Origin of the sequence: Streptomyces sp. JW3 (assembly GCF_052216785.1) — a bacterium.
Taxonomy (GTDB): domain Bacteria; phylum Actinomycetota; class Actinomycetes; order Streptomycetales; family Streptomycetaceae; genus Streptomyces.
On the sequence record NZ_JBQOUX010000169.1, the window covers coordinates 1 to 11,465 of the forward strand.

7 protein-coding genes and 1 pseudogene are annotated in these 11,465 nt (G+C 74.4%); 3 read left to right on the forward strand and 5 right to left on the reverse strand.

Going from position 1 to position 11,465, the window contains the following annotated elements:
• Both ACTT8P_RS36640 and ACTT8P_RS36645 read left to right on the forward strand, forming a co-directional pair.
• A pseudogene (locus ACTT8P_RS36640) lies at positions 1 to 4,679 on the forward strand (hypothetical protein); the annotation flags it as partial.
• A 21-nt stretch (positions 4,680 to 4,700) separates the two neighbouring features.
• Positions 4,701 to 5,843 (forward strand): ricin-type beta-trefoil lectin domain protein, encoded by a 1,143-nt coding sequence (locus tag ACTT8P_RS36645; protein ID WP_442836121.1) that lies wholly within the window; start codon positions 4,701 to 4,703, stop codon positions 5,841 to 5,843.
• A gap of 30 nt (positions 5,844 to 5,873) precedes the next feature.
• On the opposite strand, the gene ACTT8P_RS36650 is transcribed toward ACTT8P_RS36645, so the two are convergent.
• From ACTT8P_RS36650 to ACTT8P_RS36670, 5 genes are read right to left on the reverse strand one after another with little or no spacing between them, the layout of a single operon-like run.
• On the reverse strand, positions 5,874 to 6,203 hold the full coding sequence (locus ACTT8P_RS36650) for a putative quinol monooxygenase (protein WP_442836122.1): 330 nt from the start codon (positions 6,201 to 6,203) through the stop codon (positions 5,874 to 5,876).
• Positions 6,204 to 6,247: 44 nt separating this feature from the next.
• Positions 6,248 to 7,273: an NAD(P)-dependent alcohol dehydrogenase gene (locus ACTT8P_RS36655; RefSeq protein WP_442836123.1), complete on the reverse strand. Its 1,026-nt coding sequence runs from the start codon at positions 7,271 to 7,273 to the stop codon at positions 6,248 to 6,250.
• Positions 7,270 to 8,142, reverse strand: a complete 873-nt coding sequence (locus ACTT8P_RS36660) for a metal-sulfur cluster assembly factor (protein ID WP_442836124.1) — start codon at positions 8,140 to 8,142, stop codon at positions 7,270 to 7,272. The genes ACTT8P_RS36655 and ACTT8P_RS36660 overlap by 4 nt, the downstream gene beginning before the upstream one ends.
• 1 nt (position 8,143) lies before the next feature.
• Positions 8,144 to 9,142, reverse strand: a complete 999-nt coding sequence (locus ACTT8P_RS36665) for an amidohydrolase family protein (RefSeq protein WP_442836125.1) — start codon at positions 9,140 to 9,142, stop codon at positions 8,144 to 8,146.
• Positions 9,143 to 9,180: 38 nt separating this feature from the next.
• Entirely contained in the window at positions 9,181 to 9,975 is a 795-nt protein-coding gene (locus tag ACTT8P_RS36670; RefSeq protein WP_442836126.1) for an acetoin reductase, read from the reverse strand.
• 174 nt (positions 9,976 to 10,149) lie between these two features.
• Between ACTT8P_RS36670 and ACTT8P_RS36675 the strand changes: the two genes are divergently transcribed.
• On the forward strand, positions 10,150 to 11,465 hold a 1,316-nt coding region (locus ACTT8P_RS36675; protein WP_442836127.1), incomplete at its 3' end, for a sigma-54-dependent Fis family transcriptional regulator.

Consider the following 11,465-nt stretch of genomic DNA (forward strand, 5'->3'; position numbering starts at 1 on the left):
TGCCCGCCGACGCGCCGGTGCCGGCCGCGCCCGCGGCGCCGGTGCTGCGCGCGGCCACGCCGGCCGACGCGGATCTGCTCGCGCTGACCGACGACCACGGCGCGCCGCTGCCGGACACCGTGCTGCTGCCGGACGACGCGATCATGGAGGTGTTCCTGGCGTCCGCCGCGCTGGAGGGGGCGTTCCGGGCGGTGCTGGGCAACAGCTACCCGGGCCATCCGGCGCGCGGGCTGCTGGACGACGTACGGGACGCGGTGGCCGGGCGGACCCCGGCGCCGGTGGCGCGGGCCGGGCGGGCGCTGGGCGAGTCGCTGGCGGGCGCGGCGGCCACCGATCCGACCACGGTGGCGGCGGAGATGCTGGCCGCCGCGCGCGGCCCGGCCGCCCTGCTGGCCCGCGGCCACCAGGTGTTCAAGGGCGCCTACGTGGTGGAGGGCCTGACCCTGCCGGGGCTCGCCGCGGACGAGGTGCTGTCCATGGAGATCCGCGGTGTGCTGCGGCGGCCCCGGGCCACGGAGGGCTTCGCGCAGTACTTCGAGACCGGTCTGAGCGCCACCGACGGCGCCGCGCAGCAGCGGGGCGCGGCGGGCACCTCGCAGTGGGCGGGCGGGTTCCGGGCGGTCCGGGGCACCTCGTCGGCGGGGACCCCGGCGGCCGACCAGGCGGCGGGCAACGACGTCGACGACATCCTGGTGACCCGCGCCGAACCGCAGGAGGGCCCGGGTGAGGCGGGCGAGCCGTCGGGGTCCCGGCCGAGCACGCTCAACCCGTCGGCGCGCTACGCCCGTACCGCCCGGCGCGAGCAGTCCCGGGCGCTGGGCTCCACCACGGCCGCGTACCGCACCGCCACCGAGAGCGGCACCCAGCACCGGGTGACGGCCGACGCGACGCTGCTGGTGACGTTCCGGCGCGGGCGGCGCAACATCGTCGGCAACGCGTTCGGGCAGGGCGAGAGCCGGGCCGTGACGGTGGCCGTGGATCTGCCGGACGCCGTGCGGTTCCTGACCACGCCGGCCCAGATCCGGCGGCACGCCGCGTTCTTCGCCCACGTGGCCGGGCTGACCGTGCCGGACCCGGTGACCGGTTCGGTGCCGCTGCCGCGCCGGTTCACGGCCTCCCGGGAGGTCGGGTTCGGCAGCGTGCTGTCGGTGGCCGAGTTCACCGACGCGACCCGGACCGTGCAGCGCCCCGACCTGCTGCGGCGGCGGCTGCTCGGCCTGGTCGAGGCGGCGGCGCCGGGGGCGACCCGGCCCGGTCACTCCGCCTACCTGCCGGGCGTGGCGACCCGGGTGGCGGACCTGTCCTCGACGGCGGGCCTGCGCACCCTGGCGGGCCGCGGCCCGGGACATGTGCAGCGCTTCCGGTTCCGCTACCTCGGCTACGGCGGTGCGCAACTGGTGGAGGTGACGCTGCGCACCGAACCGGACGCCGACGACCACGCGCTGCGCGGGCTGCGCGGCCACCCGGTGGCGTCCGGCGCGGGCATCGAGCAGTTCATGGCCCACGTCCCGTCCGCGGTGACCGACCGGACCGCGCGCACCGTCCGGCACGACGGCTTCGTACAGCTCCAGTCGCGGTTCGCGCGGCCCACCGGCGGCCCGCGCACCGACCGGGCGGGCGCGCTGCTCAGCGCCGACACCACCCGCGGCAACGCGGCGCGCGTCACCCGGGCCGCCGAGGACCGTTTCTGGCTGCGCACCGACAACGCCGCGGACTTCGAGGGAGTGCCGTACCGGGTGGTGGCCGAGGTGCGCTCCAGCCCGACCGCCGAGTGGCTGCTCGACCTGCCGGGCAGTCTGTTCCAGCACGGTGTGCTGAGCCTGACCGACGCGGACGCCACCCTCGCCGACCGCATCACGCACCTGTTCGGCGGCCGTCCGGCCCGGCAGGCCACCGTGCACACTGCCGCCGCGCTGCGGTTCACCGGCAGCGAGAGTGCCGAACCGGCACCGCAGCAGCCGCCGTTGCCGGTGGCCCGGCACACCACCCGTCCCACGGTCGCCGGGGACCGCTTCGTGCCGCACGGCCCGGCGCCGGTGTTCGCCTTCGACGGCGGCGCCGAACTGGCCGCGGCGCTGGGCCAGGTGGCCCCGGCCCTGACCCGGTCCTGGCGCTCGCTCACCACCTCCGACTCGGCGGACGCCACGGCGGTGCGGGTCGGCGAGCTGATCCAGTCCGGCGCCCTCTCGCTGGACCACCCGCGGGGCCCGGCCGGGCTGACCGGCTCGATGCCGGGCGCCTACCCCTTCCAGGGCGCGCCGGGCAGCCCGCCCCGGCTGTCGGTGGAGCTGTACCGGCCGCGCCCGGTCACCGACACCGGCGACGTGACGGTGGACCGGCTGCGGCTGAGCACGTTCAGCGCGGGCTCCTCCTCGCAGGCGGGCGTCACCGCCGGGCTGGCGGCGCAGGGCGGGCTCAGCACCACCGACGACAACCGGCAGATCGTCAACTTCACCGTGCCGGTGCTGGCCCGCCAGCCGCAGGCCCCGGGGCCGGGCGCGGGCGTCAGCGGCACCCGCCGGGACTGGCTCAAGCACGGCAACACCAGCGCCCCCGAGGGCGCGCGCGGCACCCGCAGCCACGAGATCCTCGCCGACGCGCTGATCACCGTAAACGGCCCGGACGGCGTCCAGTACGTGACCGGCACGGTACGGATGCGCCCGCTGGAGCGCGACGTGCTGGGCCTCGGCGTCACCGGCGCCCGCACCGACGCCGGGGTGTTCGACGGCGCGGCGCTGGCCCGCGACGCCGCCGACGCCCGGGTCCGCGCGGCGGGCGCCCCGGCCGACGCGGTGGCCGACGACGTACTGCGGGACTGGCGGCGGACGCCGCTGCGGGACCTGCCAGGGCTGCTGGCGGACGGTGTGCGGGCCACCGGGGACGACGGCACTCCGCAGCTGTGGTTCGCGGTGGACGGCGGTCCCGAGCGGACGGCCCGCGCGGTGTACGCGGCCTCCGGCACGGCCGCGCTGCTGGGGCGGCCGGTCGAGCTGGCGCTCCGCGACGACGCGGGGGTGCGGTTCCGCCGTTTCGACGCGGCCGGGGAGCCGGAGCGGACCGAGGGCGACGACGAGCCCGGGGACGGCTGGACGGCCGTACGGACCCAGGTGTCCGCGCTGGAGGGGGCCGCACGGGCGGAGGAGGCCGCCCGCGCCACGGAGGCGGAGCTGCTGACCCAACTTCCGGACGCGCGCCGCACGGTGGCCGAGTCCGGTCCGCCGGTGACGGCGGCGGAGCGCGAGCTGGCCGCCGCCCGCGCCGCCGCCGACACCGCCCACGACGCCCGTACGGCGGCGGAACGGGCACTCACCGCCGCCGAGCGCACGGACCGCGACCGGCGCACCCGTGTCACGGAGCTGACCGCCGACGCCCGGGAGCGCGCGGACCGCGCGGCCGAGGCGGCAGCGGACGCGGCGACGGCGCGGCGCACGGTCCAGGAGGCGGAGGCGGCGCTCCAGGCGGCGGAGGCGGCACTCCAGGCGGCACGGGACGCCGACGCCCGGGGCGACGGCTCGCGCACCGCCCCCTCCCGCCGCAGCACCAGCAGCACGTCGTCGGGCGATGCCGTCTCCCGGCGCAGCACCCGACGGGACCGGGCCCGGACCGCGCTGGCCGACGCCCGGACGGCGGCCCAGGCGGCGGAGCGGGCCGCCGACGCCGCCCGGCACGCCGCCGAGGACGCCGAGCGCCGGCTCGGCATGGCCCGCGCCGCGGCGGACGCGGCGGTCCGGGCCCTGGGCACCGCGCGGGAGACGGCCGGGACGGCGCGGAGGGCCGAGGAGGCCGCCCGGTCCGCCCTCACCGAGGCGACGGCACGGCACGACGCGGCGACCACCGCCCTCGACGCGGCACAGGAGGCGTTGACCGCACTCGAAGGGGAGGTCGCCGCGGCCCTGGCCGAACAGTCCCGCCAGGCGGCCCGCCAGCGCGCCGCCCAGCACGACCTGACCGACGTGGTGACCCTGCTGGAGGCGGCCCGGACGACGGCGGGCGACGGCACGGTGGCACTGCCGACGGGCTCGTTCGCCCGGACCCCGGCGGGCTGGCCGCGCCGGGGGGCGCGACCGGCGCCGGTACGGGCGGCGGACGACGCCGACACCGAGACCGACACCGACACCGACACCGACACCGACACCGATGACGGTGCCGATGACGCCCCGCCGGTCTCCCGGGGCGAACGCCCCGACTCCTTCGTCCGCGCTCTCTCCCGGCTGCTCAGCGGCTCGGGCGACGGCGCCGGCCCGGCATGGACCCGGTCCCGCGATCCGCACGGCGCGCTCCGCGCGTGGGCCCGGCAGGACGTCGCGGCCCGCGGGGCGCCGGACGACGCGCCGCTCCCGGACGGTGACAGGTTGGTCACCGTCGACGATCTGGCCCGTATCGGTGCGCTCACCGAGTCGCTGCGCGCGCAGTCGATCCTCCAGAATGGCCAAGTGACCGTCGCGGACGCCGGTTTGACCGACGCCGCACGCCTCGAACTGCTCCTGGCCGCCCCGGACACCCCCGACTACGTGGCCACCCTGGCCGCGCTGGTGGCCCGGCGGACCGGACGGCCGGTGCGGGTGCTGGGCCCCGGCGCGACCACCCGCGACTTCGGACCGCGGGACGGCACCGCGCTGACCCTGTACTTCGACGGCGACCGCTTCTCGTCCGTCCCGCCCGCCGCGGACGACGACTGACCCCTTCTCGGAAGGAACACCATGTCCGGCAAGAACAACCCGCAGCACGAGGCCGCGGCGCAGGCGGCATCTCCGGCGAGCGAGGCCGCGTCGGAGGAGACCCTGCCGGAGACGACGAAGGAGCAGGCGAAGAAGGAAGCGGCAGCGTCCGCCACCGCCGGAACCGGAGCCGAGCAGCAGGCCGCCACCACGGCCGAACCGGCGGAGCCCGAAGCCGCGACCGCGCCGGAAGCGGCCGGACCACAGGCCACCACCACGGCCGAAGCCACCGCCACGACCGAAGCCACCGCCACGACCGAAACCACCGCCACCGAAGCCACCGCCGCCACCGCCGAGGAAAAGGCCGCCGCCCCCCGCCCCTTCGGCCGCCCCTCCCGCGGCCTGCTGGCGGGCGCGGCGATCGCGGGGGCGCTGCTGATCGGGGTGCCGTTCCTGGTGACGGGTCTGCTGGACAGGTCGGGCTCGGGCGGCGGCGGCTCGACGGACAAGGCGGCCAACGCGGGCACGGTGCTGGACGGCACGGCACCGGACTCCGGCGCGGGCGCCTACGGCACGGCGGCCCCCGACCCGTCCTCCGCCTCCCCCTCCCCCTCCCCGAGCGGCAGCAAGGGCGACGGGGACGACGGCAAGGGCAAGTCGGGGGCGGGCGCGGCGGGAGCGGTCGCGGAGAGCACGAAGGAGGAGTCCCCCGAGGCGACGAAGAAGAGCGCCGAGAAGAAGTCGTCCACGTCGAAGAAGACCGCCGCCAAGCCGACCGTGACGGCGACGGTGACGACGGCCCCCGGCGCCACGCTCTACAGCCACGCCTCGAACCGCTGCATCGAGATGGCGTCCCACAAGGGCTCGGACGGCTCACCACTGCGGATCGCCGACTGCAACGGCAAGGACTACCAGAAGTGGGACTTCCGCTCCGACGGCACGATCCGCTCGATGGGCCTGTGCATGGACGTGGCCTGGGGCTCGCACGACAACGGCGCGGTGATCCAGATCGCCTGGTGCAGCGGCAACCCGGCCCAGCAGTTCGTGCTGAGCGAGGGCCACGACCTGGTCAACCCGCAGTCCAATAAGTGCGTCGACGTCCAGGACGCGAACACCGCCGCCGGCACCCCCTTGCAGCTCTGGGACTGCAACGGCCAGGACAACCAGAAGTGGAGCACCCGCTGAGCCGTGCCCGGGTCCGTGCCCGAGTCCCCGTCAGCCCTCGGAAACCGTCATCTCCCCCAGCAGCGACCAGTCGTCCTGGGGCACCTTGACGTTGATGACCCTGGGCGTCGCGACCAGGTGCGGCGGCAGGGTCCGCTGTGCCGCCCTGAAGTGGGCCGAGCCCACGTGTGCCGCGCCGGCCTCGTCGTCGCGGAAGGCCTCCACCAGGACGTACTCGGTCGGGTCGTCGAGGCCGCGGGACCAGTCGAACCAGAGGCAGCCCGGCTCGGCCCGGGTCGCCCGGGTGAACTCGGCCACCACCTCGGGCCACCGGTCGGCGTACTCGGGACGGACACGGAACTTCACGGTGATGAAAATCAACGGGTTGCCTCCTTGGTCATGTGGTGCGGGGTCATGTGGCGGGGTCACGGGGTGAGGATCGCCCGCCCCCGGATCCGGCCGCTGCCCAGGTCGTCCAAGGCGTCCTGGAACCGGTCCAGAGGGTACTTCGCGGTGTGCAGCCGCACCCGGCCCCGCGCCGCGAGGACCATCAGTTCGCACAGGTCGTTGTAGGAGCCGACGAGGTTGCCGATGAAGTTGATCTCGGCGGAGATGATGTCGATGGTCGGGACGTCGATGTTCTCGCCGTAGCCGACCACGTGGTAGTCGCCGGCCTGGCGCAGCATGCCGACGCCGTCCTTGGTGGCACCGCCCTCGCCGACGAAGTCGATGACCGCCTCCGCCCCGTGTCCGCCGGTCAGTTCGCGCACCCGGTCCACCTGGCCGCCGTCGGCGACCACCCCGTGGTCGGCCCCGATGGAGACGGCCAGGGACACCGCGTCGGCGTTGCGGTCGACGGTGATGATCTCGGCGGCGGTGATGGCCTTGAGCACCTGGACGCCGATGTGGCCGAGGCCGCCCGCGCCGATCACGACGCAGCGGTCGCCCGGCCGCAGTTTCCGGGCCGCCTTGGCCGCGGCGTGGTACGCCGTCAGGCCCGCGTCGGCGAGGGCCGCGACGTCGGCCGGTTCGAGGGAGTCGTCGATCCGTACGACGCTGCGCGCGGAGGTCTTCAGAAACTCCGCGTAGCCGCCGGCCGTGTCGATGCCGGGGAAGCGGCTGTGCTCGCAGTGCACGTCGTCACCGCCCCGGCAGGCCCGGCACAGTCCGCAGGTGATCAGCGGATGCACGATGACCTTGTCGCCCTCGGCGACGTTGGTGACGGCGCTGCCGACCGCGTGCACCCAGCCGGCGTTCTCGTGGCCGATGGTGTAGGGCAGTTCGACGCCGGACTTCCGCGCCCACTGGCCTTCCAGGATGTGCAGGTCGGTGCGGCACACGCCGGCGCCGCCGATCCTGACGATCACGTCGTAGGGGCCTCTGACCTCGGGGGCCGGGACCTCGGCCAGCTCCAGGTTCTTGCCGTAGCCCACGACCTGGACTGCTTTCACGTCACGTTCTCCTTCGGCGGTGCGGTGAGGTGGCGGAGTTCGTCCCCCGGGCGCGGGGACTGGTCGGCCCCGGACCCGGGGTAGCGGGTGCGCAGCAGGCCCCGGCAGAAGTGCGCGTTGCCGTCGATGGAGACCCGGATCGACCGGGCGAAGCGGAGCCGGAGCGGGATCTCGCCGAGCGGGTAGCGCCGGCCCTCCTCGTCCACCAGGACCGGGTCGGTGGCTGCCGTGCCGAGGCCCAGCGCCGCGCGCCGCCGCAGCAGCGCGCCGGTCGCCGCCGTGCCGGGGAGGTCGCCGAGCAGCACGTCGTGCAGGTCCTCCTCGGTGCGGTCGGGGTCCGCCCGGAGCAGGCCGGTCAGCGCCCGTTCCATCGCCGCGGCGTGTGCCTTGCGGCGGAAGGTCAGCCGGAGCGCTTCGAGGTCCTTCTCCGCCTCGGACCCGAAGGTGCCGCGGTAGCCGGCGTCCGCGGCCAGTCCGCGGTTGATCAGGTCGGAGTCGTGGTGGTCGTCGAGCAGCACCACGACCTGCCGGGTCCAGTCCAGCGCGGTCAGCGCGTCCTTGGCGTCCGAGGCCATCAGGTACGCGAAGTTGGGCGAGCAGAAGGAGGTGGGGAGCCGGAGCCGGACGGTGAGTCCGCCGTCGGGGGTCACCGCCACGGACCGTACGAAGCCGAGGTCGGTGATCGGCTCGTCCAGCTCGGGGTCGAGGACCGTGTCCAGTGCCGCGCGAGCGGACCGTTCGTACGTGACGCATGTGTCGTACGTGTCGTACGTGTCGCACGTGTCGCACGTGTCGCACGTGTCGCACGTGTCGCACGCGTCGCACGCGTCGCACGCGTCGCACGCGTCGCACGCGTCGCCGGTGGCCATCTCAGGCCCCCACCGGTTCGGTGACGCCGAGCCCGGCCGGTACCTCGATGTCGTACATGGCGGCCGCGTTCAGCCCGAGGATCTTCTTCTTCTGCGCCACGGTGAGCGGCGCGTACTCGGTCATGTCGGCCGGGATCTGGAAGTCGACGAACCGTTCGATCAGCCACCGGGGCGTCCACAGCGCGTAGTCGCTGGAGAACTGGATACGGTCCTCGTCCAGCCAGTACAGCAGCTCGCCGATGATCTGCGCGAAGTACCGCGGCCGGCTGTGGATGAAGGGCATCGCGACCGCGAGGCCCGCGTGCACGTTGGGTTCCTGGGTGGCGATCCAGCAGAAGTCCTCCAGGCGGGGCAGTCCGCAGTGCTCGACGACGAAGTTCAGCTCGGGGAACCGGGTGGCCGCCTTGTCGACGTCCGCCACGTCGAAGGCGTCCCGGTCCAGCGGCCGGATGGTCGGTCCCTTGTGGACGTGGATGTTGTTGATGCCGAGTTCCTGGCACGCCTCCAGGTAGCGGTAGGTCCACGGGTCGTCGAGCTGGTAGCCGCGGCTGTCGCCCTTCCACTCGGCGGTGTACAGCTTCACGCCCTTGAGCCCGAACCGCTCGGCGTCCCGGCGCAGCCGGTCCAGGCCCTTCTGCTCGTAGCGGGGGTCGAAGGAGTGGTTGTACGTCAGCTTGTCCGGGTGCCGCTGAGTGAGCGCGAAGGCTTCCTCGGTCTGTCCGAAGCCGTTGCGGTAGAACGCGCCGAGCCGGGCCGGTTGGAAGACGGCGTGGTCGACGTACCCCTCGACGAACAGGTCCCGCATCAGCCGCTCGCCGCCGTAGTAGAGGTACTCCTCGTACGGCCACAGTTCCGATTCCGGGCTCAGGTTGCGGTGGTAGTCGTAGAAGCAGTCGATGAACTGCTTGCCGTGGATGTTGAGCTGGTTCTCGGGGCGCGCGTCCCACAGGGCGATGTGCGCGTCGACGATGAAGTAGTTCTCGCCGTCCTTGGAATACATGTCGCTCCTTCGGTGTGCGAGGGGTGGGCCGAGGACCGTCAGGAGAACTGGATGCCGCCGTCGATCATGACCGACTGGCCGGTCATGTAGTCCGAGTCCGGCGAGGCCAGGTACGAGACGAAGGACGCGACGTCGGCGGGCTCCTCGACCCGGCCGAGCGCGATCGCCTCCGCGTGCTTGCTGATCGCCTGGCCCTTCTGGAGCCCCGCCTCCTGGGCCAGCCGCTCGTCGATCAGGTCCCACATGTCGGTGCCGACGATCCCCGGGCAGTACGCGTTGACGGTGATGCCGTACCGCGCCCACTCCATGGCCGCGGCCTGGGTCAGCCCGCGGACCCCCCACTTCGACGCCGAGTAGGTGCCGAGCAGCGCGAACGGGCGGTACGCGACGATCGAGGCGGCTCCGATGATCTTTCCGCCGCCGCCCTGGGCGATCATCTGCCGGGCCGCGGCCTGGTAGGAGAGGAAGACGCCGCGCAGGTTCACGGCCATGACCTGCTCGAACTCGTCGAGACCGGTGTCCAGGAGCGGGGTGACCCGGGCGATGCCGGCGTTGGCCACGTAGACGTCGACCCGGCCGAAGCAGTCCGCGACCTCGGCGACGAGCGCGTCGGTCTGCTCCTTGCTGGTCACGTCCGCGTGCACGGCGAGGGCCCGGCGGCCGGTCTTCTCGATGCCGGCCGCCACCTCGCTCAGTTCCTCGCCCATGCCGGGGAGGTCGGCGAGGGCCACATCGAGTCCGTCCGCGGCCAGCCGCTCCGCGATGCCGCGGCCGATGCCGCGGGCGGCGCCGGTGACGATGGCGGTACGGGCTGTGGTGCCGGAGGAAGTCATAGCTGCTCCTGTGCTCGACGCTGAGCTGCCGCACCCTTCGTGCGGTGCTGCCCCTCAGCGTGGCGGCGGGGAGCGCCGTCGAGTTTTTCAATGTGGAACACAGCCGCCCGACACATCCGTTGACAGGTGCAAACGCGTTCGTAATATGGCGGAAACACGCTCATCGGAGGCGTCATGCTCAGTGACAGCACCGCGCGGGACCGGAAGATCGCTCAAGCACGTCTGAAGTTCCTCGCCAGCGCGGAACCGCCCGCGCCGATCGTGCCCGAGGGCATCCGCAACTCCTGGCAGCGTTCCAAGTACCTGGGGATCGGCACCGACGAGGTGGTCGTCCCCTACCAGCCGGACTACGACCGGGAGAGCCGCCTGGTGCGCGCCGCCACCCCGGTCCTGGACCGGCTGGAGCAGTCCTTGGCCGGTTCGGACGCCTGCGTGATCGTGACCGACCGGAAAGGGTGGGTGCGCGACCGCCGGGTCGGGGAGAAACGGCTCTCGGCGCATCTGGACCGGGTCCATCTGGCGCCCGGTTTCAACTACGCCGAGCAGTTCGTCGGCACCAACGGCATCGGGGTCGCGCTGGAGGAGCACCGGCCCAACGTGGTGCTGGGCACCGAGCACTTCAACGAACGTCTCCAGGACGTCTCCTGCGCGGCCGCCCCGATCCGCAACTCGGTCACCGGGCGGATCGAGGGGGCGATGAACCTGACCTGCTGGAACGGCCCGGCGCGGGCCCTGATGGCGGCGCTGGTGCGGGAGGCCGCCGGTGACATCGAGCGGGTGATGTACGAGTTCAGCAGCTCGCACCAGCGGGCGCTGCTGGAGGCGTTCCAGCAGGTGACGCACTACGGTGACCGGCCGGTGCTGTGTCTCGGCCAGGATCTGGTGCTGGCCAGTCCGGCGGCCACGGCACGGCTCACCGGCGACGACCACCGGCTGCTGCACGAGGCCGCCGCCGAACTGGGGCACGCGCCGCGGGTCCGCAAGGAGGTGCGGCTGACCGGCGACAAGACCGTGTTGATGCGCTGCCGCCAGGTCGACAGCCCGGCGGGCGCGGCCGGCTACCTGCTGGAGCTGGCCTTCACCGACCGCCCCGCCGAACGGGCCGGGTCCCGCTCCCGTTCCGCCGAGAAACCGGACCCGGCCGGGCCGTGGCCGCTGCCGGGCCTGGCCGGCACCGACCCGGCGTGGAACGCGGTCTCCCGTACGGTGTCCCGCTGCGCCCGCGACCGGACGCCGCTGCTGCTGCACGGCGAGACCGGGACGGGGAAGACCGCGCTGGTCCGGGCCGCGCACGCGCTGACCGGGGCGGCCACGGCACCCGTGGTCGTGGACGCCGCCGCGGCCGGCCCCGGCCTGTCGTCGGCGCTGCGCGCGGCGCCCGCCGGACCGGGCCGCGCCCTGCTCCTGCGGAACGTCGACGCGGTGCCCGCCGAGCAGGCGCCCGCCGTCGCCGGGGCGCTGGCCGCCGCGGCGGCCGGCGGCACCTGGGC